24 protein-coding genes are annotated in these 21,567 nt (G+C 73.7%); 15 read left to right on the top strand and 9 right to left on the bottom strand.

Features of this window, described 5'->3' with window-relative positions; all coding sequences use genetic code 11:
* The first annotated feature begins 47 nt into the window (after positions 1 to 47).
* The 9 genes from eccB (at position 48) to ACFOYX_RS35510 (ending at position 7,667) form a co-directional block, all read left to right on the top strand.
* On the top strand, positions 48 to 1,529 hold the full coding sequence (gene eccB, locus ACFOYX_RS35550; protein WP_322440122.1) for a type VII secretion protein EccB: 1,482 nt from the start codon (positions 48 to 50) through the stop codon (positions 1,527 to 1,529).
* A 118-nt stretch (positions 1,530 to 1,647) separates the two neighbouring features.
* On the top strand, positions 1,648 to 2,019 hold the full coding sequence (locus ACFOYX_RS35545; protein WP_322440123.1) for a hypothetical protein: 372 nt from the start codon (positions 1,648 to 1,650) through the stop codon (positions 2,017 to 2,019).
* On the top strand, positions 2,012 to 3,295 hold the full coding sequence (locus ACFOYX_RS35540; protein ID WP_322440124.1) for a WXG100 family type VII secretion target: 1,284 nt from the start codon (positions 2,012 to 2,014) through the stop codon (positions 3,293 to 3,295). The genes ACFOYX_RS35545 and ACFOYX_RS35540 overlap by 8 nt, the downstream gene beginning before the upstream one ends.
* Before the next feature lie 203 nt (positions 3,296 to 3,498).
* On the top strand, positions 3,499 to 3,930 hold the full coding sequence (locus ACFOYX_RS35535; RefSeq protein WP_322440125.1) for a hypothetical protein: 432 nt from the start codon (positions 3,499 to 3,501) through the stop codon (positions 3,928 to 3,930).
* 182 nt (positions 3,931 to 4,112) lie between these two features.
* Positions 4,113 to 4,940 (top strand): hypothetical protein, encoded by an 828-nt coding sequence (locus ACFOYX_RS35530; protein ID WP_322440126.1) that lies wholly within the window; start codon positions 4,113 to 4,115, stop codon positions 4,938 to 4,940.
* Positions 4,941 to 4,990: 50 nt separating this feature from the next.
* Positions 4,991 to 5,332 carry a YkvA family protein gene (locus ACFOYX_RS35525; RefSeq protein ID WP_322440127.1) on the top strand — a complete coding sequence of 114 codons (342 nt, stop codon included), beginning with the start codon at positions 4,991 to 4,993 and terminating at the stop codon, positions 5,330 to 5,332.
* A gap of 50 nt (positions 5,333 to 5,382) precedes the next feature.
* Positions 5,383 to 5,805: a TIGR03618 family F420-dependent PPOX class oxidoreductase gene (locus ACFOYX_RS35520; RefSeq protein ID WP_322440128.1), complete on the top strand. Its 423-nt coding sequence runs from the start codon at positions 5,383 to 5,385 to the stop codon at positions 5,803 to 5,805.
* Positions 5,806 to 6,206: 401 nt separating this feature from the next.
* Positions 6,207 to 6,863: a C39 family peptidase gene (locus ACFOYX_RS35515; RefSeq protein ID WP_322440129.1), complete on the top strand. Its 657-nt coding sequence runs from the start codon at positions 6,207 to 6,209 to the stop codon at positions 6,861 to 6,863.
* Positions 6,864 to 7,007: 144 nt separating this feature from the next.
* Positions 7,008 to 7,667 carry an HAD-IA family hydrolase gene (locus ACFOYX_RS35510; protein WP_322440130.1) on the top strand — a complete coding sequence of 220 codons (660 nt, stop codon included), beginning with the start codon at positions 7,008 to 7,010 and terminating at the stop codon, positions 7,665 to 7,667.
* 65 nt (positions 7,668 to 7,732) lie between these two features.
* Here the strand turns inward: ACFOYX_RS35510 and ACFOYX_RS35505 are convergent, their stop codons facing one another.
* Positions 7,733 to 8,992, bottom strand: a complete 1,260-nt coding sequence (locus ACFOYX_RS35505; RefSeq protein WP_322440131.1) for an alkaline phosphatase — start codon at positions 8,990 to 8,992, stop codon at positions 7,733 to 7,735.
* 32 nt (positions 8,993 to 9,024) lie between these two features.
* On the opposite strand from ACFOYX_RS35505, the gene ACFOYX_RS35500 reads away from it, so the two are divergent.
* Complete coding sequence (locus tag ACFOYX_RS35500) at positions 9,025 to 9,273, top strand: hypothetical protein (protein ID WP_322440132.1); 249 nt, start codon at positions 9,025 to 9,027, stop codon at positions 9,271 to 9,273.
* Between the two features lie 76 nt (positions 9,274 to 9,349).
* On the opposite strand, the gene ACFOYX_RS35495 is transcribed toward ACFOYX_RS35500, so the two are convergent.
* Entirely contained in the window at positions 9,350 to 9,805 is a 456-nt protein-coding gene (locus tag ACFOYX_RS35495; protein WP_377534790.1) for an Lrp/AsnC family transcriptional regulator, read from the bottom strand.
* Positions 9,806 to 9,905: 100 nt separating this feature from the next.
* Between ACFOYX_RS35495 and ACFOYX_RS35490 the strand changes: the two genes are divergently transcribed.
* Positions 9,906 to 10,808, top strand: coding sequence for an SMP-30/gluconolactonase/LRE family protein (locus ACFOYX_RS35490; RefSeq protein ID WP_322440134.1), 903 nt, complete (start codon positions 9,906 to 9,908; stop codon positions 10,806 to 10,808).
* 106 nt (positions 10,809 to 10,914) lie between these two features.
* On the opposite strand, the gene ACFOYX_RS35485 is transcribed toward ACFOYX_RS35490, so the two are convergent.
* Positions 10,915 to 11,097 (bottom strand): antitoxin, encoded by a 183-nt coding sequence (locus ACFOYX_RS35485; protein WP_109801131.1) that lies wholly within the window; start codon positions 11,095 to 11,097, stop codon positions 10,915 to 10,917.
* A 134-nt stretch (positions 11,098 to 11,231) separates the two neighbouring features.
* Here ACFOYX_RS35485 and ACFOYX_RS35480 point away from each other — a divergent pair, with 134 nt between their 5' ends.
* On the top strand, positions 11,232 to 12,368 hold the full coding sequence (locus ACFOYX_RS35480) for an AI-2E family transporter (protein ID WP_322440135.1): 1,137 nt from the start codon (positions 11,232 to 11,234) through the stop codon (positions 12,366 to 12,368).
* A 32-nt stretch (positions 12,369 to 12,400) separates the two neighbouring features.
* Here the strand turns inward: ACFOYX_RS35480 and ACFOYX_RS35475 are convergent, their stop codons facing one another.
* Positions 12,401 to 13,054, bottom strand: a complete 654-nt coding sequence (locus ACFOYX_RS35475) for a dienelactone hydrolase family protein (RefSeq protein ID WP_375373518.1) — start codon at positions 13,052 to 13,054, stop codon at positions 12,401 to 12,403.
* A gap of 120 nt (positions 13,055 to 13,174) precedes the next feature.
* Between ACFOYX_RS35475 and ACFOYX_RS35470 the strand changes: the two genes are divergently transcribed.
* From ACFOYX_RS35470 to ACFOYX_RS35460, 3 genes are all read left to right on the top strand, one after another.
* The gene (locus ACFOYX_RS35470; protein ID WP_322440136.1) at positions 13,175 to 13,567 is read left to right on the top strand and encodes a MerR family transcriptional regulator; all 393 of its coding nucleotides are present in this window, start codon (positions 13,175 to 13,177) and stop codon (positions 13,565 to 13,567) included.
* Positions 13,537 to 13,884, top strand: coding sequence for a thioredoxin domain-containing protein (locus ACFOYX_RS35465; RefSeq protein ID WP_322440137.1), 348 nt, complete (start codon positions 13,537 to 13,539; stop codon positions 13,882 to 13,884). Before ACFOYX_RS35470 ends, ACFOYX_RS35465 begins: the two co-directional genes overlap by 31 nt.
* 87 nt (positions 13,885 to 13,971) lie before the next feature.
* Positions 13,972 to 14,151: a hypothetical protein gene (locus ACFOYX_RS35460; protein WP_109801136.1), complete on the top strand. Its 180-nt coding sequence runs from the start codon at positions 13,972 to 13,974 to the stop codon at positions 14,149 to 14,151.
* Between the two features lie 48 nt (positions 14,152 to 14,199).
* Here ACFOYX_RS35460 and ACFOYX_RS35455 read toward each other — a convergent pair whose 3' ends face one another.
* From ACFOYX_RS35455 to ACFOYX_RS35435, 5 genes are all read right to left on the bottom strand, one after another.
* Entirely contained in the window at positions 14,200 to 16,572 is a 2,373-nt protein-coding gene (locus ACFOYX_RS35455; RefSeq protein ID WP_322440138.1) for a glycosyl hydrolase family 65 protein, read from the bottom strand.
* The gene (locus tag ACFOYX_RS35450; RefSeq protein ID WP_322440139.1) at positions 16,569 to 17,318 is read right to left on the bottom strand and encodes a beta-phosphoglucomutase family hydrolase; all 750 of its coding nucleotides are present in this window, start codon (positions 17,316 to 17,318) and stop codon (positions 16,569 to 16,571) included. The genes ACFOYX_RS35455 and ACFOYX_RS35450 overlap by 4 nt, the downstream gene beginning before the upstream one ends.
* 52 nt (positions 17,319 to 17,370) lie before the next feature.
* Positions 17,371 to 17,838 carry a DUF4442 domain-containing protein gene (locus tag ACFOYX_RS35445; protein ID WP_322440140.1) on the bottom strand — a complete coding sequence of 156 codons (468 nt, stop codon included), beginning with the start codon at positions 17,836 to 17,838 and terminating at the stop codon, positions 17,371 to 17,373.
* A 59-nt stretch (positions 17,839 to 17,897) separates the two neighbouring features.
* Positions 17,898 to 19,202, bottom strand: coding sequence for an ABC transporter ATP-binding protein (locus tag ACFOYX_RS35440; RefSeq protein WP_322440141.1), 1,305 nt, complete (start codon positions 19,200 to 19,202; stop codon positions 17,898 to 17,900).
* A gap of 166 nt (positions 19,203 to 19,368) precedes the next feature.
* Entirely contained in the window at positions 19,369 to 21,558 is a 2,190-nt protein-coding gene (locus tag ACFOYX_RS35435; protein ID WP_322440142.1) for a bifunctional glycosyltransferase family 2 protein/CDP-glycerol:glycerophosphate glycerophosphotransferase, read from the bottom strand.
* Between the last annotated feature and the right edge of the window lie 9 nt (positions 21,559 to 21,567).

Below are 21,567 nucleotides of genomic sequence, written 5' to 3'. Positions count from 1 at the left end.
GGAGCTCTGACCTGATCGTCGCGGATCCACCCCGCCGGAGGTTAGTCATGCGGACCCGCCGCGACCAGGTGCAGGCGTACCGCTTCGTCACCCGCCGCATCGTCTCCGCGTTGCTCTCCGGCGATCCGGAGACCAACGACCTGCCGATGCGGCGGCTCGGCATGGCGGTCTTCGGCAGCGTGCTGGTGGCGGCCATCGTGCTCGGCGGCGCCGGCGCGTACGGCCAGCTCACCGGCAACGCCGCGCCGCTGGAGGCGAACACCCTGGTGATCGAGCGGGAGACCGGCGCCACCTACGTCTTCGCCGACGGGTTGCTGCACCCGACGCTCAACTACGCCTCCGCCCGGCTCATCCTCAACGAGGGGGACCCGCCGGTGCGGACCATGTCGCAGGCGTCCATCAAGGACCGGCCGCGCGGTCGTACCGTCGGCATCGTCGGCGCCCCGGACGACCTGCCGGACCGCAAGTCGCTGGTGGGTCTCCCCTGGTCGGTCTGCGACGTGCCGGACCCGGCGGACCCGCGGCGGTCGCGCACCCGGGTGGTGATCGACCATCCGCTGCCCGGCGGCACCCCGCTCGCCGACCAGGCCGTGCTGGTCCGCGCCGACGACGCCCGGTACCTGCTCACCGCCGGGTCGCAGCTGCGCCTCACCGGGGGCGAGCAGGCGCTGGTGGCGCTGAAGATGGCCGGTGCGGCCACCCTGACCGTGGGGCAGCAGCTGCTCAACGCGGTGCCGGCCGGGCCGCCGCTGCGCAAGCCGACCATCGACGGCGACGGGAGCCCCAGCGGCCTGACGGTGGCGGACCGGCCGGCGAAGATCGGCCAGGTGTTCCGGGCCGCCGGCCAGCACTACGTGCTGACCCGGCAGGGGCTTGCGGCGATCGGCGAGGTCACCGCCCTGCTGCTGCTCGGCGACGGCGGGCAGATCACCGACATCACCCCGGACCAGGCCGGTCAGCTCCTCACCGACCAGCGGCTGGAGGCCGAGGGCACGCCGCAGCGGCTGCCCGCCCTGCGCGAGGTCCGCGCCGGCCAGACCGTGCTCTGCGCCAGCTACCGGGCCGGCGCCGCCGGCGGGCCGCCGACCACCACCCTCGAGGTCTTCGACCGGGCGCCGGCCGAGTTGACCGGGGACGCCGCGGTCGCCGTACGCCAGGGCGCCCGGGACGCGGTCCGCACCGCGGAGAGCGTGCTGCTGCCCGGCGGGAAGGGTGTCCTGGTCCAGGCCGCGGCCGGGTCGGGCGAGGGGGGCGCCGCCGCGGCCGGCTCGACCGTCTACCTGGTCAGCGCCCAGGGCGTCCGCTACCCGTTGGGCACCCGCTCCGGCGACGCGCTGACCGCGCTCGGGTACGGCGGTGTGACCCCGCTGGCGGTGCCCGCGTCGCTGCTGGCGCTGATCCCGACCGGTCCGGCGCTGGAGCGGGCGGACGCGTTGGCCTTCTTCGAGCCGGCGGCCGACGGCTCGGCCCCAGCCACGGCGGGACCGGCGGCGGAGAGCCCGGACGCGGCGCCGGTCGAGGGCGGCTGAGCGGCCGTCGCTCCGATGTGGAGTCGAACCCCCGGCTCGACGGGTCGCCCCGGCCGGCCCCGGTCGACTAACCTGGGCATGGCCAACGGTTATCGACGATGACTACGGGGATGCAGCCATGACCGGGCGCACGACAGTCGACGTACTGTCCTTGGAGGACTTCCACCAGCGGTTGGCGGGTCGGCTGACCGAGGTCGAGTCGGTGCTGCGGAAGCTCAACACCGACCTGCAGTGCCGGCCGCCGGCGCTCGGCTCGTTCGCCCACGCCACCGAGAACGAGCGCCGCTACAGCGAGACCCACGCCAGCTACGTGGCGCAGGTCGAGCGGCTGCGCAAGGCGATCGTCGCGGCGCAGACGGCGACCAGCACGATCATGGCGAACTACCGGACCGCCGAGGCGCGCAACGCGGCGAGCGCGGCGGACATCCTCGCCGCCCTCGCCGGCGTCGACGAGGCGCTGAAGCCGGCGGAGGGGGACCCGCGTGTCTGAGTACACCCAGCGCTATCAGCACGTCAGCCACCAGGAGCTGTACGACGGCGTGAAGTCCGGCGACCCCAAGCAGGTGGACGGCCTGAGCGCGCAGTGGAGTTCGCTGAAGGACACGCTGGAGGGCCTCGGCCGGGATCTCAGCGGCGACCTGGACGCGCTGGGCCGGTCGTGGACGGGCGACGCCGCCCGGGAGTTCCAGCGCCGGCTGGACCTGGTGGTCGGCTACTCGGGGGACCTCGCCCAGGGGATGACCGACGTCCGCCGGGCGCTCACCATGATGGCCGACGAGCTGCGTACCGCCCAGCAGCAGGCGGAGAGCCCGGAGGCCACCGACGACAACGACAAGGCGCTCTCCGGCGCCGGCAAGGGCCTCCTCCTCGGCGGTGTCCCCGGCGCCGTGATCGGCGGGTTCATCGGCCACGAGCAGGACAAGGCCGAGCAGGAGAAGGCGCACCAGCGGATGGTGCAGGTGGTGGCCGCACTGGCCGAGGGGTACGACTTCTCCGCGTACGGGCGGGTGGTCACCGCCCCGGCGCCGGATCCGGACCTGCCGGGCCACACCGACCGCTCGGGCGCGACGACGAGCGGCGGGCCGTCCGTGGGCACCCCGTCGGCCGCGCCGCACTCCGGCACGTTCACCCGTGCTTCCGGGGCCACCGCGACCACCTCCGGCGTGCACCACTCGGCGCCGACCAGCGGTTCCGCGGAGGGCACGAGCGGCCACGGCAGCCAACCGGTCGGTGCCGGCCCGGGCGGCGCCGTCGGCGCCGGCGGCGCGCCCGGGGCGGTCGACCCGGATGCGGGCACCTCGCTGGCGGGCGCCGGTCCGCTGCTCGGCGGGGGGCTGCTGGCCGGTGGCGCGACGGCCGGCGCGGCCGCGACGACCTCGACCGGCGGGGCCGGCCTGCTCTTCGGGGTCCCCGGCGGCACGCCGGCCGGGGGCGTGGTCGGCACGGGATCGCTGGCCGGGTCGGGCAAGAGCACGCCGAGCCGGGCGGTTGCCGCCCCGGCGGGCCCGGAGAGCCGTTCGGCGGCGGGCACCGGTCGACTGGCGTCCGGCCGGGCGGGCGCGATCGACGCGGAGGGCCGCGCCGGCGGAGGCCGCGGCGCCACCGGGCTGTCCGCCATGGCCGGTGCCAGCCGCAACGGCGTGCTCGGCGGGCGCGGCGAGTCCGACGCGGAGGAGTCGGACGAGCGGCTGACCTGGCTGACCGAGGACGAGATGGTCTGGGGTGACGGCGGGTCGGTCCCGCCCCCGGTGCTCGGCACCAACTGATCCGACACCGCCACGGCGCGCCGTCCCCGGCCGAGGGGCGCGCGGCCTCGGCGCGACGCTGCTCCGGATGGTCGGCGGTCCGGTCGTGGTGAGTTGGCCGGCGCCCCGGGGCGTCTCCGTCCACAACGCATGGTGGGGCGGGTCACGTCGACCCGCGAGATCGTCGAGCTGCAGGCGGCGGACCTGACCGATAGGTTGAGGTGGTGCTGTTCGTAGCGTTCGCCCCGCCCCTCTGGGCCGCGACGCTGCACACCCTGCGGAGACGGACCCGCCTGGCGGTGACGGCCCTGGTGCTCGTCGTCGGGCTCGGCGGCACCGCCGCCACCCCTGCCGAGGCTTTCCGGCCGGCCGTGGAGCCCGCTCAGCTCGCTGCGTTCCAGGTCCCCCGAGTCCCCGTCGCCGGCCCGGCGACGGCCGACCGGCCTGCCGGCGCCGCCGCCGAGCCGGTCGCCGCCCCCAGCGGAGCCTCCGCTGCCGAGCGGGTCACCGGCACGCCGAGCGGGCACCCGGCCGGGGTCGGTCCCGAGCGACCGGGCGGATGCTCCGCAACTCTCTCGCCGGCCGCCGCGGCCGGTCCGGCCGCCCCCGACCCGGGCCGGGACGCCGTCGGCCGGCGCGGTCCGCCGCGCGACTGATCCGGCCGGCCGCCGCCCAGAGGTCCTGCCGACCTCCCGCCGTCGGGCCGCCCTGCTGATTGCCCGCCGACCCGATCGGGTACGGCAAGCACCGTTCCGTGCCACCGTCGCCCCGCCGCGACCTAGCCCGTCGGCCGGGCCACGACCGTCCGTTCCTAACGATCCACCACGAGGTGCTGGTGATGCAGACCGTCTTCTCCACCGTCCTGCCCGACGTCCCCCAGGCCGCGGGGATCTGGCTGGCCCTGCTCGCCGTGGCGGCGATCGCCGTCGCCGCGCTGATCGTGCGCCCGGACCGGTTCCGGTCGGTGTTCGGCGACCGGATCAGCGAGGCCGCGATGCCGAGCAGCTTCGAGCTGGCCGAGGAGGCCCGGGAACGGGCCCGCTACGCGCAGGAGTTGGCGGTGGCGGCGGAGCGCGCGACGGCCACCGCCGAGCGGCGCCGCGCCGAGTGGCTGGCCGCCCAGGAGGAGGTCGAGGAGGCCTGGCGGGCGTACGAGGCGGCGGAGGAGGACGTCCGCCGGTTGGCGGCCGCCGCCGCGCTGCCGCTGCCGCGTACGCCCCGCACGCCGGCCGAGTACGCCGACCGGGAGCGCTGGCTGCACCGGGCGGCGCTGGACGCGCAGTGGCGGCAGGAGATCACGGTGGAGCAGCTGAGCGACATCCTGGGCCACCGCGGCTGGGACCCGAGCCGGCACCCGGTGGAGCAGGAGCTGCTGCTGCGCCGGCTGGTCCGGGACAATCTGCGCATCCGGCAGCAGGTCACCCGGGAGCGGGAGCAGGCCGCCTGGCGCTCGGCCGAGCTGGCCGCGGCCGCCGCCCGCAGCCTCCGCGACGAGGCGTACACGGCGACCGGCCGGGCCCCCGGGGCCCAGTCGCTGCTGTCCACCGTGGACCTGGCCGCCACGGCCACCACCCGGGATGCCGGGTCGGCGACCCGGGCAGCGACGGAGACCACCCGGGAGACCCCGACGGTGGCGCGTGGTCGGGCGGCCGTGCCGGCGTACTGACGCCGGCCGGGCCGCTCGCGGGGGTGGTCCGACTGGGTTAGCGTGACGCTGTGTCCCGCGAGACCTGGATCCTGGTCGTGCTCGCCGCCGTCGTCGCGCTCGCGACGCTGGTCGGGGCCGTGCTGCTCGCCGTCCGGCTGGTGCGCGCCCGCAGGTTGCTCGCCACGCTCGGGGCGGGCGGCAAGATCGCCTTCTACGGCGCGCTGATCTACACGATCCTGCCGGTGGACGTGCTTCCCGACCCGATCTATCTGGACGACATGGGCGTGCTCGCCGGTGCCCTGATCTATCTGACCCGGCTGGCCCACAAGCATCGGGCGGCGCAGCGACGGCTGCCCGGTCAGCCGGAGTCTCCGCCGGACCAGGGCCGGCTCCGCCGCCCCGTGTCATGATCTCCGACCGGGCCGGCGGTCGGTCCGGACGGGCGGACAGGGGGCGGAACATGCCGGGCGACAACCGGTTGGACCCACGGGACGAACGGGTCGCCGCGTTCTTCCGGCAGCGGCACCTCGCCACGCTGACCACCCTGCGCGCGGACGGCACCCCGCACGTCGTACCGGTCGGGGTCACCTTCGACGCGGACGCCGGGCTGGCCCGGGTGATCACCTCGGGGACCTCGGCGAAGGCCCGGCACGTGGCGACGGCCGGGCCGGACGGCACGCCGGTGGCGGTCTGCCAGGTCGACGGACGGTGGTGGCTGACCGTGGAGGGCCGGGCGGTGCTCCGCCGCGACGCGGAGTCCGTGGCCGAGGCCGAGCGTCGGTACGCCGAGCGGTATCGGCGGCCCCGTCCGAATCCGGCGCGGGTGGTCATCGAGATCGCGGTGACCCGCCTGCTGGGCAGCCTGCCCGCTGCCGCTCGTTGACCCCCGGAGATCCCTTCGCCGGCCCCGACCCGAGCGAGCGCCCTGCCGACACCGGTCACCGCCCGCGGTCCGGTCGTGGCCCGCTACGAACCTGATGACGCAAACGGATCGCCCATGCGTTATGTCCGGGAAGTCCCATCCAGGGCTTCCTGCGAGTCCTGATCCGTTGACGTCATCAGCTCGGTAGGGCCCCGGCACGACCCTCGGCGAGTGGTCACCGGCCCTCATCGAACCGGCGGCGACGGAACGACCGCAATGTCCCACTCTGGCGTGACCGGTGGCACGCCCCGGCCGGAATCGCGGCCGGTTCCCGGCCGTTACACCTGCGTAAGCCGAGCGCCACTCCCGGTGCTTGCGTCCTCCGTGCCTCGGAGGCGCCAACCCCCGAATGGAGCTTCGACATGAAGACGACCTTCCGCAACAGCATGCTCTCGGTCGCCGGTCTGATCATGTGCGGCGGTGCCGTCGCCGGTCCCGCCGTGGCCGCGCAGGCCGCGCCGGCGCAGGCCAAGCCGGTCGGCTCGGTGACCGTCGACAAGGGCAAGGGCGGCGACAAGAGCGAGCGCCGCGCCGGCTACGAGTACGAGGCGCAGCCGAACTTCTACTACTGCGGCCCGGCGTCGACCCGGATGGCGCTGTCGGCCGAGGGCAAGGCCGTCAGCCAGGACGAGCTGGCGCAGAAGCTCGGCACGACCGAGAACGGCACCGACTCGGCCATCGACATCACCCGGGTGCTCAACGAGTACACCGGTGGCAGGTACAAGACCACCGAGATCCGTGACGACGTGGCCACCAAGGAGCAGGTCGAGCGCCTGCGGGCCGACGTGAAGGCCGCGGTCGACCAGGGTCGCCCGGTGGTGGCCAACATCCTCGGCGGCGCGCTCGACGTCGACGGGGTGGAGCACAACTACCCCGGTCACTACCTGACCGTGGTGGAGTACAAGGACAACGGCAACACCGTGCTGATCGCTGACCCGGCCAGCCCGGGCGAGCCGGAGTACTGGATGGACGTGACCGAGCTGGCCAACTGGATCGCGGGCCGCGGTTACAGCTCCTGATCCACGAGCACGACCGACGAAGGGCCGGTCTCCCCGAGCGGGAGACCGGCCCTTCGTCGTGGTCAGGAGCCGGGCCGCGGTGAGCAGCGCGTTCACCAGGCCGGTCTCGGACCCGAGGGTACGCAGCAGCGATAGCATGTGGACGTGCCGCGGCCGGTGATCTTCGACCTCTTCCACACCTTGGTCGACGGGGCGGACTCGGAGCGCGACCGGGTGGTCGGCGAGATGGCCCGGATGGTCGGGGTGGAGCCGACGGCGCTGGTCGCCGCGTACCACGCCACCTGGCGGGACCGGATGACCCGGTGGGACGTGGCGGAGACGGTCCGGCTCCTCGCCGGGCGGCTCGGTGGCACCCCCACCGACGAGCAGGTGGTCCGGGCCGCCGCCCACCGCCGGCAACTGGCCGGTTGGCTCCTGGAGAGCGTCACGCCGGAGACCCTCGCGGTGCTGGACGCGCTGCGCGCCGACGGCCACCCCCTCGCGCTGGTCAGCAACGCCACCGCCGAGGCCGCCGAGGCGTGGCGGACCAGCAGGCTGGGCCGCCGGTTCGACGTCGCGGTCTTCTCCTGCCAGGTCGGCGTGGCCAAACCCGACCCGGCGATCTACCGGGTCGCGGCCGACCGGCTGGGCGTCGACCCGGCGGAGTGCGTCTTCGTCGGCGACGGCGCGGACGGCGAGTTGGCCGGGGCGGCGGCGGTCGGCATGACCGTGATCCGGACGACCGAGCACCACGACAACGACCCGTCCTGGGACGGCCCGGCGCTGGCCACGCTGGCCGAGCTGCCCGCCCTGCTGCGCGACTGAGGCTTCCTACGCCGGAACCGCCGCCCTCTCCCGCCCGGGTCGGGACCGGAGGCCGCGTCGGGTCGTCAGCGGGTGAGGATCCGCGCCAGGACGTCGTGCACGTGGGTGTTCGGGTGCTTGCCGGTGAACTCCTCCGCCAGCGGACCGTACGCGGTGACCGGCACGTCGACCCCCGTGTGGTCGCTGGTGGTCCAGTCCAGGTTGAAGGTGAGGCCGCTGCCCTTGACCGGGAAGGGGCCGTCCTCGGCCGAGCTGCCGACGCCGGACTCGTCTGAGGCGCCGGTGTCCTCGACGGTCAGGCCGCCGCACTCGTGGTCACCGGTCACCACGACCAGGGTGTCCGGGTGGCTGGCCGCGTAGTCGCGGGCCACCACGACGGCCTTCTCCAGCTCACCGAGGGCCTGGAGCATCCGGGCGCCGTTGTTCTCGTGGGCGAACTCGTCGATCCCCTCCTCCTCCACGAACAGGAAGAAGCCCTGCTCGTCGCGGGACAGGGTCGACAGCGCCCTGGCCGTCATCGTGGCGAGGCTGACCGGAGCGTCGTAGGCGTCGCCCTCGCCCTCGCGGCGCTGCTGGAACAGCTCCTCGTTGGCGAATAGCCCGAGCAGCTTGCCGCCCGTGGCCCGCTGGAGCTGGTCGGCCGTGGAGACGTACTGGTAGCCCTCGCCCCTGGCCTCGGCGATCAGGTCGCCCCGGGCGCCCCGGCTCGCCTCGGACTGGTCCCCGGCCGGCTTGTCCGGGTACGCGCCGGCGGCGCCGGCGGGCAGCCACCAGTCCTCGCCGCCGCCCAGGATGACGTCCGGCTTCGTCACCTCGACGTACTGCCGGGCGATCTCGTCCTGGGCCGAGCGGTTCGCGGTGTTGGCGAAGAAGGCCGCCGGGCTGGCGTCGGTCACCTGGGCGGTGGTGACCAGGCCGGTGGCCCTGCCGGCCGCCTTGGCCCGGGCGCCGAGGGTGGGCAGCGGTCTGCCGTCGAGGGCGACGCTGATCGCGCCGTTGTACGTCCGCTCGCCGGTGGCCCAGGCGGTGGCCGCGGCGGCGGAGTCGGTGACCGGGGTCTTCGGGTCGCGCGGGCTCGTGGTGAGCTGTCCGGAGACCGGCAGTTGGTCCATGGTGAGCCGGCCGTCGAGCCCGGCGAGGTAGAGGCGGGCGGCCTCGCGCTGCGCGGCGGCCATGCCGTCGCCGTTGATGAGGATGACGTTGCGGGCCCGGCCCTTGCCCGGTCCGGCGTCGGCCCGCCAGATCGCGCTGAGCAGGGTCAGTCCGGCGGCGACCGCCGCGGCGATCAGCAGGGCCAGCAGCCGGCGGCCGGTACGGGAAGTCACGTGTTCCCTCCTGGCGGAAGGGCCTCATCGAGGTGCTGATGGAGGTGATCGATTTGGGCATCGTCCGGCTGACCACAACGGTGGCGGATGTCGGTTCGACCGCCGGGTGCAGGGTACTGCCCCGGCAAGCCGAACCGACCGCACCGGTAAGGGGCAGAGATGCCGGCCGTGACGTCGTGGACGTCCTGATGACCGATCACCGCGAGGTGGAGGCGATCTTCGTCGAGCTGGAGAGCCGCCACGGCACCCCGAGCACCGGCGGCAGCTCGCCGACGTGGTGATCGCGGAGCTGGTCCGCCACTCCGTCGCCGAGGAGGCGTACGTCTGGCTCCTGCGCGGGGCGCGGCCACCGCCGTCTCAGGGGTTCGGCGGGTACGGGTCCAGCGGCCGGTCGAAGAAGGTCTCCAGCACCACGATGGTCCGGGTGCCGGTGACGCCGTCCAGCTGGAACAGCCGGCGCAGGCCGGCCTGGAGCTGCTCGGGCGTGCCGACCCGGATCTTGACCAGGAGCGAGGCCGGGCCGGCGATGACGTGCGCCTCCTCCACCTCGGGCAGCGCGGCCAGCGCCTCGTGGGTCGGCCGGTCGCCCATCCAGGCGTTCGCCTCGACCAGCACGAACGCGAGCACGCCCCGGTCGACCGCGGCGGGGTCGACGTCCACCGTCGTCCGGCGGATCACGCCCTGCTCGCGCAGCTTGCGTACCCGCTCGTGCGCGGCCCCGGTCGAGAGCCCGACGGCCTGGGCCAGCGCGGCGTACGACTGGGTCGCGTCCTGCTGCAGGGCGGCCAGCAGCCCCCGGTCCACATCGTCCACTGCCACTCCCGATGGAATTAGTTCGGTTGATCTCCTGTACACCGATTCTCGTTCGGCCATGTTACTTTGACGCCGGACGACAGTCACGGGCGGAGGGGTCATGGACCGGTTCAGGACGCGGTTCGAAGTGCTCGACGAGCGGTTCCGTCGGGTCAACGGGGACGAGTGGACTGAGTGCCTCTGGACCGGGGGCCGCTGGTTGGAGGGCCCGGCCTGGTTCCCCGCCGGTCGCTGTCTCGTCTTCAGCGACATCCCCAACGACCGGCTGCTGCGCTGGGACGAGACCACCGGTCAGGTCGGGGTGTTCCGTCAGACTGCCGGCTACGCCAATGGCCACACGGTGGACCGGCGGGGCCGGCTGGTGAGCTGCGAGCAGGGCAACCGACGGGTGACCCGAACCGAGGCGGACGGCACCGACACCGTGCTGGCTGACCGCTGGCGGGGCCGCCGGCTCAACAGCCCCAACGACGTGGTGGAGCACTCCGACGGGTCGATCTGGTTCACCGACCCCAGCTACGGCATCGACAGCGACTACGAGGGGCACCGCGGCGAGAGCGAGATCGGCGGTAACCACGTCTACCGGGTCGACCCGCACGACGGCGAGGTACGGGTCGTCGCCGACGACTTCGTACAGCCCAACGGCCTCGCCTTCAGCGCCGACGAGTCGGCCCTCTACGTGGTCGACACCCGGGCCAGGCACCTGCGCCGGTTCGCGGTGACCGAGGGCGGCACGCTCCGCGGTGGCGACGTCTTCGCCACCTGCGACGCCGGCTCCTTCGACGGTGTTCGGCTCGACGAGGCGGGCCGGATCTGGGTGGCCGCACACGACGGGCTGCACTGCTTCGACCCGGACGGCACCCTGCTGGGCAAGCTACACCTGCCCGAGGTGGTCGCCAACTTCACCTTCGGCGGCCCGAAGCGCAACCAGCTCTACATCTGCGCCTCCAGCTCGCTGTTCAGCCTGCGGGTGAACGTCAACGGAGTCCGCTACCCCGGCTGGTGACCCGTCACCCGTCCGGCGCGGCCGGCGCGGCCGGCGCGGATTTCCGTGGACCGGAGACACCACTCCCGGGCCACCCCCGATGCGGCGACCCGGGAGCGTGGCGAGGTCAGCGGTCGGTGTCGCCCTGGCCGGTCCGCTGCTGCGCCATGTCGACGCCCTTGTCGATCTTTTCGTCGTACTTGCCGCCGGTGCGCTGGTCGGCCGTGTCGCCCGCCTTGTCCAGCCCCTTGTCGACCTGCTTGTCGTGCTGCTCGGCGAAGTCCTTGGCCTTGTCCGTGAAGTCACTCATGCCGGATCTCCCTTCGTCCTCGCCGCCTTCCCTCCGGTCGGGTGCGCAAACGCGGCCCACCCCGCCACCCCGCCGGCGGGTGTCGGATCGGGGCCGGGCGGGTATCGAGCGGCCACGATGGAGGAGGGGTCGACGTGGTCGAGGACCTTACCGGGCGGACGCCCGACATGACGGCGGACCGCACCCGTGCGGCGGGACCCCGGCAGGCCTGGGCCGGCCTGCCCTGGCCGGTCCGGACCGCGGTGACGTGGAGCGCCTGCCTGGTGGTGGTGATCGCCGGGTTGTGGCTGCTGGGAAAGATCGCGGTGCTGCTGGCGCCGCTGGCCGTCGCGCTGGCCGGGACGCTGTTCCTCACCGCGCTGCTCGACCCGGTGCTGCTCCTGCTCCGCCGGCTCCGGGTGCCGGTGGCCCTGGCCGCCCTGCTCACCATCCTGCTGCTGCTCGGGGTCCTGGTCGGGCTGGGCGTACTGGTGTGGAACCTGACCGCGAGCCAGTTCGGTGAGCTGAGCCAGCAGCTGGACCAGGGCCTGGAGCGCAGCCGCGACTTCGTCACCTCCACCCTGCCGATCACCGACGCCCAGCTGGACCGGCTGCTCCAGCAGACCCGGGACGGACTGAGCGGCAGCGCCCCCGACCCGATCGGCGGGGCGCGTACCGCCGCCGAGGTGGCCGGTTCCGTGCTGCTGGCGCTGGTGCTGCTCTTCTTCCTGCTCAAGGACGGCCGGTCCATGTGGCGGTGGGTGCTGCGCCGGATGACCGGCCCGAACCGGGCGGTCACCGCGGAGGCGGGGCGGGTCGGCTGGCGGACGCTCGGCTCGTACAGCCGGGGCACGATGATCATCGCGGCGATCGACGCCATCGGCATCGGCCTGGCGCTGGTGCTGCTCGGGGTGCCGCTCGCCCTGCCGCTGGCGTTGATCACCTTCCTCGGCGGGTTCGTGCCGATCATCGGCGCGACGGTCGCGGGCGCGGTGGCCGTGCTGGTCGCTCTCGCCGCGAACGGGCCGACCACCGCGCTGCTCACGCTGGCCGCGGTGATCGCCGTCCAGCAGATCGAGGGCAACCTGCTGGAGCCGCTGATCATGAAGCGTCAGGTGCAGCTGCACCCCGCGGTCATCCTGGTCGTGGTCACCGCGGGCGCCCTGATCGCCGGCATCGCCGGCGCCTTCGTCTCGGTGCCCATCGCCGCCGTCACCTGGCGGATCATCGACACCGTCCAACGTCACCGCGAGCCCGCCGCCGCGCCGCCCGCGCAGCCCACCGCCGCCTGAGTCCGGCCCCTGCCCTGGAGGCGGGGCGCCGGTCAGGCGGGGACGGCGAGCCGGCCGGCGAACCATCCGGCGGCGTGGTCGGCGACCTGGTCGAGGGTGCCGGGCTCCTCGAAGAGGTGGGTCGCGCCGGGGATGATCCGCAGCTCCGCGACGTCACCGAGCTGGGCCTGCGCCTGCTCGTTGAGCACGATCACCTGCTCGTCCAGCCCACCCACCAGCAGCAGGGTCGGTGCCCGCACCGCCGACAGGGCGCTGCCGGCCAGGTCCGGCCGGCCGCCCCGGGAGACCACCGCCCGGACCCGGTCCGGACGGGCGGCCGCTGCCACCAGGGCGGCGGCGGCGCCGGTGCTGGCGCCGAAGAGACCGACCGGCAGCGGGCCGAGGTCCGGGTCGCCGGCCATCCAGTCCACGATCGCGGCCAACCGGTCGGCCAGCAGGCCGATGTCGAAGCGCAGCTCGGCGGTGCGGGCGTCGACCGCGTCCTCCGCCGGGGTGAGCAGGTCGACCAGCACGGTGGCCAGCGACCGGTCGTTGAGCACGTGCGCCACCGCCACGTTGCGCGGGCTGTGCCGGGAACTGCCGCTGCCGTGGGCGAAGAGCACCACCCCCGTCGCCCGTTCCGGGATGATCAGGTCGGCCGGCAGGCCGTCCTCGACCACCGGAATCGTCACCTCACGCGTCCGCATCTCCAACCTCCACACGTTGCCGATCGTGCCCGCATACCCGGTGGCACCCCCCGTTCACCTGTTGCGTTGACGCCGACGGCAAGGTTTAGCGTGGCGTCGAGGGCGGGCGAGGGAGGTCGGATGCTGATCGGTGAGCTGGCGGAACGCGCCGGCACGAGCACCCGCACCCTGCGGTACTACGAGACCCGGGGACTGGTGCGACCGCGCCGGTCGGCCAACGGCTACCGGGTGTACGACGAGGCGGAGCTGCGCGTCGTGCACGAGATCCGGGCGCTGTTGGCGGTGGGCTTCGACCTCGACGACATCCGGCCGTTCGTGGCCTGCCTCCGGGCCGGCAACAGCTCCGGCGACGTCTGCCCGGACTCGGTCGCCGTGCTGCGCCGCAAGCTCGCCGAGGTGGACGATTACCTCGACCGGCTCGGCGCCGTACGGCGGCAACTGCACGACCAGTTGGCCCACGCGATCGCCCACCGGGAGAAGACATGCCTCAGGACACGGAACAGGCCCGACTGACGACGGTCACCGACGACACGTTCGCCGCGACCGTGCTGGCCAGCACCCGCCCGGTGGTGGTCGACTTCTGGGCCGAGTGGTGCCCACCCTGCCGGGCGGTCTCGAAGCACCTGGCGGAGCTGGCCGAGGAGTTCGGCGACGCGCTGCTCTTCGCCGCGCTCAACTCGGACGAGAATCCGGCCAGCACCCGGGCGTACGGGGTGATGTCCATGCCGACGCTGCTGGTTTTCCGGGACGGCGAGGTGGTGGGCTCGATCGTCGGCGCCCGGCCCAAGAACCACCTCCGGCTGAGCTTCGCGCGACACCTGGAGGGGTGAGCAGCCGTTTGCCGCCGGACCGAGCGGGAAGGCGCGGAGGGACCGTAGATCGGCGCAGCCGCGCCCCGACGGATCGCGAGGATCGTCATGGCCCAGCAGCAGGACAGGTCCCGGCAGCAGACCGCCGAGCGGGAACGGCAGGAAAAGGACGCCGAGCACGCCCGGAACTTCGGGGACGAAGCGGCCGACGCCCGGACACCCGAGGACCCGCGTGCGGTGGCGCCCCGGGACGCGGCCGGCCGCCCGTCCAACGGCCGCCAGTTCTGACCGCACCGGCGCGTCCCCGCCCGCCCGGGCGGGGACGCGCCGCGTCCCTCAGCTGTCGTTCTCCGGCAGGTGCAGCAGGGGCGCCCGGGCGAGCGGCTGCTCCGGCGGTGGACCGGACGCGTGGGCCGGTGGCACCGGCACGGTGACCGGCCGGTCTCGGGTGACCTGGATCGCCTCGCCGTGGTGGCGCAGGTCCAGCACGGCGTCCGGCCCGGCGTGCCGCAGCGAGTACGTCGTCTGGTGCGGCCGGACGTCCACGCGCAGGTGCATCGACCGCCACTGGAGCGAGAACTCCAGTCGGCTGAGCCGGCTTGAGAGCCGCGGCGAGAAGGAGAGCGTCCCGTCGTGGTCCCGCAGGCCGCCGAAGCCGGCGACCAGGGCGATCCAGGCCCCGGCCAGCGAGGCCATGTGCACACCGTCGCGGGTGTTCTCGTTCAGGTCGTGCAGGTCCATCAGGGCGGCCTCGCGCAGGTAGCGGTGGCCCAGCTCCGGGTGACCCACCTCGGCCGCCATCACCGCCTGGGTGCAGGCCGACAGCGACGAGTCCCGCACGGTGCGTCGCTCGTAGTAGAGGAAGTTGCGCAGCTTCTGCTCGCCGGTGAAGGCGTCCCCCCGCCAGTGCATGGCGAGCACCAGATCGGCCTGCTTGACCACCTGCTTGCGGTACAGGTCGAAGTACGGGTAGTGCAGCAGCAGCGGGTACTTCTCGGGCGGTGTGTGCTCGAAGTCCCATTCCTGCAGCCGGGTGAACCCCTCGACCTGCTCGTGCACGTCCAGGTCCTCGTCGTACGGGACGTGCATGGCGTTGGCGGCGTCCCGCCAGGCGGCGGCCTCCTCCTCGGTCACCCCGAGGTCGGCCGCCTGGTCCCGGAGGCGCATCGCGCAGTCGGCGGCGGTCAGCAGGTTCCGCTGCGCCATCAGGTTGGTGTAGATGTTGTCGTTCTTGACCGCGGTGTACTCGTCCGGGCCGGTCACCCCGTCGATGTGGAACTGGCCGTTGCGGTCGTGGTGCCCCAGCGTGCGCCACAGCCGGGCGGTCTCCACCAGCAGTTCCAGGCCGATCTCCTGTTCCAGCGCGTCGTCGCCGGTGACCAGGAGGTACCGCCGCAACGCGTCGGCGATGTCGGCGGCGATGTGGAACGCGGCGGTGCCCGCCGGCCAGTACGCCGACGACTCGGGGCCCTCGATGGTCCGCCACGGGAAGGCGGCGCCCTTCAGGTTCAGGGTCCGGGCCCGCTCGTGCGCCTGGGCCAGGGTGGTGTGCCGCCAGTACAGCGCGTCCCGGACTGCGCTCGGCTGGGTGTAGGTGAGGACCGGCAGGACGAACATCTCGGTGTCCCAGAACGCGTGCCCGTCGTAGCCCGGGCCGGTCAGTCCCTTGGCGGGTATCGGGCGCCGCTCGGCGCGGGCGCCGGCCTGGAGCACGTGGAACAGCCCGAAGCGGACCGCCTGCTGCACCTCCGGGTCGCCCTCCACCCGGACGTCGGCGGCGTCCCAGAACTCGTCGAGGTACTCCCGCTGTGCCCGGCGCAGCCCGTCCCAGCCGTCCAGGCGGGCGGCGGCGAGGCCCGCGCCGACCTGGTCGCGCAGCGCGGGCAGCGACCGCCGGCTGGACCAGCCGTACGTCAGGTACTTCACCACTCGCAGCGTCTGGCCGGGCTTGAGCACGCAGCCGATGGTGGTCCGCACCCAGTCCTCGTACCCCTCGGACTCGATGGTCGTGCGCTCGGGACCGTGCAGGTCGTGCGCCATGGCGGCGGCGACCCGGAGCCCGCTGACCTTGGTGCGGTGGATCAGCAGCCCGCCGTCGTCGGTGGTCAGCTCCTCCTCGGCCTGCAGCGGCGACTCCAGCACCGCGGCCACCCGCGGGTCGCGGCTCTGCGCCGGCAGAGTCTCGTTGGCGACCAGCTCGGACTGGAGGATCAGCCGGATCGGCCCGTCGACCGCCTCGACCTCGTAGTTGATCGCGGCGACCGCCCGCTGGGTGAACGACACCAGCCGGGTGCTGCGGACCTTGACCTCCCGCCCGGCCGGCGAGCGCCAGTGCAGCTCCCGGTGCAGGGTGCCGGCGCGCAGGTCGAGGATCCGCTCGTGGAAGAGGAGTTCGCCGTACCGGACGTCGAGCGGCTCGTCGTCGACCAGCAGCCGGATCAGCTTGCCGTTCGTGACGTTGACGATGGTCTGGCCCGACTCGGGGAAGCCGAAGCCGGCCTCCGCGTACGGCAGCGGGCGCAGCTCGTAGAAGGAGTTGAGGTAGGTGCCGGGCAGGCCGTGCGGCTCCCCCTCGTCGAGGTTGCCGCGCAACCCGACGTGCCCGTTGGAGAGGGCGAAGACCGACTCGGACTGGGCCAGCACGTCCATGTCGAGGCGGATCTCGCGGACGTGCCAGGGTTCGACCGGATAGGCGCGTTCACGGATCATGCCGCCGGCTCCTTCAGCAGCTCGGCGAGGTCGGTGACCACCACGTCCGCCCCGTGGGCGCGCAGCTCGTCGGCCTGGCCCACCCGGTCGACGCCGATCACGTGCCCGAAGCCGCCGGCCCTGCCGGCGGCCACCCCGGCCAGCGCGTCCTCGAACACGGCGGCGTTCGCCGGGGCGACCCCGAGCAGTTCGGCGCCGGCGAGGAAGGTGTCCGGGTGGGGCTTGCCGCGCAACCCCCGCTCCCGGGCGAACACCCCGTCGACCCGGACCTCCAGCAGCCGGTCCAGCCCGGCCGCGCCGACCACCTCCCGGCAGTTGGCGCTCGCCGAGACCACGGCGCGGCGCAGCCCGGCGGCGGCCGCCGCCTCCAGGTAGGCCACCGAGCCGGGATAGACCTCCACGCCGTCGGTGTGGATCCGCTTGAGCAGGACGACGTTCTTGCGGTTGCCCACCCCGTGCACCGTGTCCGCCTCCGGCGGGTCGTCCGGCGCGCCCTCCGGGAGGGTGATCCCGCGGGAGGCCAGAAAGGAGCGCACGCCGTCGGCGCGCGGCTTGCCGTCCACGTACCGGTTGTAGTCCGGTCCGGGGTCGAACGGGCGGTACGGCTCGCCGGTCGCCTCGGCGCGGGCCCGCAGGAACGCGTTGAAGGTCTCGGTCCAGGCGGCGTTGTGCACCTTGGCGGTCTGCGTCAGCACACCGTCCAGATCGAAGAGACAGGCGGTCACATGAGCGGGTAGGCCCAGCACGCTTCGAATCTATCCATCGGACGGGCCGGGCAAACCCGATTCGTCCCGCCGGTCAGCGGTTCGGGCGCAGCGTCCAGACCACGGTCAGCACGGAGGTGACGGTGCCGTCCTCGGTGCCGATCTCGACCTCGACGGGGAACTCGGGCCGCGTGCCGGCGTCCAGCTCGGCGATCACCTCGGCCGGCGGGCGACCGAGCCGGGCGGTGGCGAGCACCGGGCCCATGGCCACCTTCCGGTACCCGATGTCCGCCCGGACGGCCAGCGGCACTGCCCGGTCGAGCACCGGTGCGAACGCGGCGAGCACCACCGCGCCCGAGGCGGTCTCCCCGAGGGTGAACATCGCCCCGGCGTGCGGGCCACCGACGTGGTTGTGGGTGGCCGGCGAGTCGGGGAGCCGGACGACGGCCCGCACCCCGCCCTCCGCCTCGGGCGCGACCTCGACGAATTCGATTCCGAGCGTGCGGGCGAACGGCACGGCCTCCAGCAGACCGGCGGCCACCTGGCGAGAGTCGATGGACATGCCCAGACGCTACTCGTCGGTAACTTCTCCGGCAAGACCAGCCCGGCCGCGGTCGGCGGTCACCGCCAGCCCACGTCGATCCGGTCGCCGCTCTCGTCGAAGAAGTGCAGCGCGTCCATCCGCACCTGCACGGCCAGCGGGTGACCCGCCGACACGGCCGGGTACGGGGCGAGCCGGACCGCCAGCTCGGCCGGGCGGCGGTGGTGCCGGCCCGGGTCGTTGAGCACGCTGGTCCGGTTGCCCCCACCGGTCGGCACGGCGTCCGGCGCCTCGCCGACCCGGCCGGTCAGCCGCTGCATGACCTGGCCGAACCGGCGCAGGCCACGCTGGCCGTTCTCGCCGGACTCCACCGGGCCACCCATCTCGTCCACCATGATCGCGGTGGCGCCGATGTCGAGGAAGGCCAGCGACTCGTGCCCGTGGTGCTCCAGGTAGCGGATCCGCCCCTGGAGCACGTCGCCCGGGGTGTCCGGGGCGACCGGGGTGAGCGCCTCGGCCCGCATCCCCACGATGATCCGCTCGCCGTGGTAGTGCGCCACCGCCCGGCTGCGGATGTCGTCCCAGGGCAGGTAGAGCGCCTGCTCGCCGAGGTTGAGCGTCACGTACCGGTCGAGGTGGACGTAGACCGAGGCCTCCAGCAGGTTCATCCGCGGGCTGCCCAGGAACGCGGCGACGTAGAGGGTGGCCGGGCGGCCGTACACCTGGGTGGGGGTGCCCACGTCCTGGAGCACGCCCTTGCGCATGATGGCGACCCGGTCGGCCATGGTGAGCGCCTCGGCCTGGTCGTGGGTGACGTAGATGGTGGTGACGCCCAACTCCCGGGTGAGACCGGAGATCTCCGCCCGCAGCTCCGCGCGGAGCCCGCTGTCCAGGTTGGACAGCGGCTCGTCCATCAGGAACAGCCCCGGACGGCGCACTATCGCCCGCCCCATCGCCACCCGCTGCCGCTGGCCGCCGGAGAGCTGGCTCGGCTTGCGGCCGAGCACGTCGCCGATGCCCAGCGCGCTGGCCACGTCCGTCACCCGGTCGCCGCGCGGCGTCGGCTCCACCCCGGCCAGCCGCAGCGGAAACGCGATGTTGTCGCCCACCGTCATGTGCGGGTAGAGCGCGAAGTCCTGGAAGACCATGGCGATCTTCCGCTCCCGGGGTGGCAGGTCGTTGGCCAGTTCGCCGTCGAGCATGACCGCGCCGGTGGTCGGATCCTCGAGGCCGGCCACCATGCGCAGCACGGTGGACTTGCCGCAGCCCGACGGACCGAGCAACACCATGAACTCGCCGTCGTTGACGTCCAGATTGATGGTGTCGACCGCGACTGTCCCGTCCTGGAACACCTTGGTGACATCCTTGAGCGCGACGGTGGTCACCGTCTCCTCCCCCAGCTCGTCGGCTGAACCCGGGAATGACTGTGACCAGGATCATCGGATCAGCACATCGGGTAAACGTGCCATGTTCCTCCCGTGACAGACCAATTACGTCCCATCGACCCCGCCGAATCGCTCCCGGCCGCCGAACGGAGGTCGACCCGGCCGCTCAGACCGGCTCGTCGAGGAAGACCCGGCGGACCACCCGCTCGGCGGCGTGCCCGTCGTCCAGCGCGCAGAACCGGGCCCGGAACCGTTGCCGGGCCTGGTCGGCGGCCGCCGACCGGACGGCGTCGGAGCTGAACAGTTCGAGCAGTTGGGGGAAGTCCACGGCCACCGCGCCCGGCGGCTCCGCCAGCAGGTCGAAGTAGACGCCCCGGGCCACCCGGTACGCCTCCCAGTCCGGCGCGTAGACGACGATCGGCCGGTCCAGGACGGCGTAGTCGAACATCGCCGACGAGTAGTCGGTGACCAGCACGTCGGCGGCGAGGTAGAGGTCCTCCACCCGGTCGTGGGAGCTGACGTCGAGCAGCCCGCCGGCCGCCGGTCCCCGGGGCCGCCGGTCCCGGTCGTGGAAGTAGTGGCTGCGCATCAGCAGCCGGCCGCTCGGCCCCAGCACGTCGAGCAGCCGGTCCGGGTCGAACGGCGGCCGCCAGCCGGGCAGGTGCTCCCGGTGGGTCGGCGCGTAGAGCACGGCCCGCTCGTCCGGCCCGATGCCCAGCTCCGCCCGGACCTTGCGGATCTCGTCCGGGGTGGCCAGCGCCAGCCGGTCGTTGCGCGGGTAGCCGACCTCCAGCGTGGTGTACGCGGCCGGGTACGCCCGCTCCCACATCTGGGTGGAGAAGCTGTTCGAGGTGACGCTGTAGTCCCAGCGGTCCACCCGGTGCAGCAGCTTCGCGAAGTCCATCCCCGTCGCGCCGACCGGGTAGCACTGCTGGTCCAGCCCCATCACCTTCACCGGGGTGCCGTGGTGGGTCTGCAGGTGCACCGAGCCGGGGCGCTTGCGGACGAAGTCCGGGAAGTTGACGTTGTTGACCAGCCAGCGGGCCCGGGCCAGGGCCCGGTAGTAGGCCGGGGTGCCGGCGACCACGTACTCCACCCCGGGCGGGAGCGTGTCGACCCGGTCCCGCCGGACGATCCACACGCCGCGGATGTGCGGGGCGAGCCGGCGGGCGGCGGCGTACACGGCGGCCGGGTTGCAGGCGTATCCCCGGTACCAGTAGGCGGCGTAGACGGCGAGCGTCGGGTCGAGCGGCCGGCGCAGCTCGGCCCGGTAGTACTCGCGCAGCGCCCTCTCCCGGGTCACCCGCGCGGTCCGCCGGGCCACCGGCAGCACCCGGCGGCGGACCCGCCGCACCGAGCGCCGGGCGGCGTCCCCGGCCTGGTTGGCGCCGCGCAGGGCGCTGAAGGTACGCCATCGGCCGGCCGCCACCAGCCGGTGCTTCAGTCCCTCCACCCCGGACGGGACCGGGTAGCCGCCGGGCGGCCGGAATCGGTTGAAGTCGGCGTGGATCTGGGCGAAGAACGCCGGGCGCAGCTCCGGGGCGATCCGGTCGCCGTTGCCGAGCACCGTCAGGTAGTGCCAGATCATCCGTTCGAAGACCGCGGGCCGCAGCTCCGCGATCGCCGGCCCCCACCGGTCCATCAGCCGGAACACCCGGTGCCACTGGGCGAACACGTCGAAGTGCCGGTCGCCCCGGGTGCGGGTGATCGCCCCGGTCCGCCGCTGCCGGTAGTTGAGGCAGACGCGGTCCAGCACCCCGATCCGCTCGGCGGCCATCAGCGCGGGGTAGCTGAACGAGACGTCCTCGTACCAGCCCGGGGCGAAGCGCAGCTCCCGGTCGACGAGGAACTGCCGGCGGGCCGGCCGGTTCCAGGCGGTGTGCAGCAGCCGCATGGTCTCCGGCCGGCCCCGCAGCGGAAACGTCACCTCGCCGGGCGGTTCCGGGAAGACGTCGCGCATCGCGCTGCGGGTGCCGACGTTGTTCCAGTGCATCCGGACGTGGTCGACGACCAGCACGTCGGGGCGGGTGGCGACGAGCCGGTCGGCGACGTGCGGCAGGCAGCCGGGGACCAGCCAGTCGTCGCCGTCGACGAACCAGACGTACTCGCCGACGGCCCGGTCCAGCCCGATGTTGCGGGCCGGACCGAGGCCGACGTTCTCGCTGAGGCGGACCGCGTGGACCCGGGGGTCGCGGGCCGCGTACTCGGCCAGGATCTCGCCGCTGCCGTCCGGGGACGCGTCGTCGACCCCGATCAGCTCCAGGTCGACGGACGGCTGGTCGAGGATCGAGTCGAGGCATTCCCGCAGGTAGCCCTGCACCCCGAAGGCCGGTACGACGAAGCTGATCAGAGTCATCCCGGCCTG

It is taken from the genome of Micromonospora sp. GCM10011541 (assembly GCF_042650725.1).
Classification (GTDB): domain Bacteria; phylum Actinomycetota; class Actinomycetes; order Mycobacteriales; family Micromonosporaceae; genus Micromonospora; species Micromonospora sicca.
This window is presented reverse-complemented; position numbering and strand designations above follow the sequence as displayed.

Bases quoted from the DNA above. Each gene is read 5' to 3' on its own strand.
- ACFOYX_RS35485 (WP_109801131.1), bottom strand. From the start codon at position 11,097: ATGAGTGACTTCACGGACAAGGCCAAGGACTTCGCCGAGCAGCACGAC.
- ACFOYX_RS35435 (WP_322440142.1), bottom strand. From the start codon at position 21,558: ATGACTCTGATCAGCTTCGTCGTACCGGCCTTCGGGGTGCAGGGCTAC.
- ACFOYX_RS35460 (WP_109801136.1), top strand. From the start codon at position 13,972: ATGGCCCAGCAGCAGGACAGGTCCCGGCAGCAGACCGCCGAGCGGGAA.
- ACFOYX_RS35470 (WP_322440136.1), top strand. From the start codon at position 13,175: ATGCTGATCGGTGAGCTGGCGGAACGCGCCGGCACGAGCACCCGCACC.
- ACFOYX_RS35455 (WP_322440138.1), bottom strand. From the start codon at position 16,572: ATGATCCGTGAACGCGCCTATCCGGTCGAACCCTGGCACGTCCGCGAG.
- ACFOYX_RS35545 (WP_322440123.1), top strand. From the start codon at position 1,648: ATGACCGGGCGCACGACAGTCGACGTACTGTCCTTGGAGGACTTCCAC.
- eccB (WP_322440122.1), top strand. From the start codon at position 48: ATGCGGACCCGCCGCGACCAGGTGCAGGCGTACCGCTTCGTCACCCGC.
- ACFOYX_RS35515 (WP_322440129.1), top strand. From the start codon at position 6,207: ATGAAGACGACCTTCCGCAACAGCATGCTCTCGGTCGCCGGTCTGATC.
- ACFOYX_RS35465 (WP_322440137.1), top strand. From the start codon at position 13,537: ATGCCTCAGGACACGGAACAGGCCCGACTGACGACGGTCACCGACGAC.
- ACFOYX_RS35445 (WP_322440140.1), bottom strand. From the start codon at position 17,838: ATGTCCATCGACTCTCGCCAGGTGGCCGCCGGTCTGCTGGAGGCCGTG.
- ACFOYX_RS35530 (WP_322440126.1), top strand. From the start codon at position 4,113: ATGCAGACCGTCTTCTCCACCGTCCTGCCCGACGTCCCCCAGGCCGCG.
- ACFOYX_RS35475 (WP_375373518.1), bottom strand. From the start codon at position 13,054: ATGCGGACGCGTGAGGTGACGATTCCGGTGGTCGAGGACGGCCTGCCG.
- ACFOYX_RS35520 (WP_322440128.1), top strand. From the start codon at position 5,383: ATGCCGGGCGACAACCGGTTGGACCCACGGGACGAACGGGTCGCCGCG.
- ACFOYX_RS35490 (WP_322440134.1), top strand. From the start codon at position 9,906: ATGGACCGGTTCAGGACGCGGTTCGAAGTGCTCGACGAGCGGTTCCGT.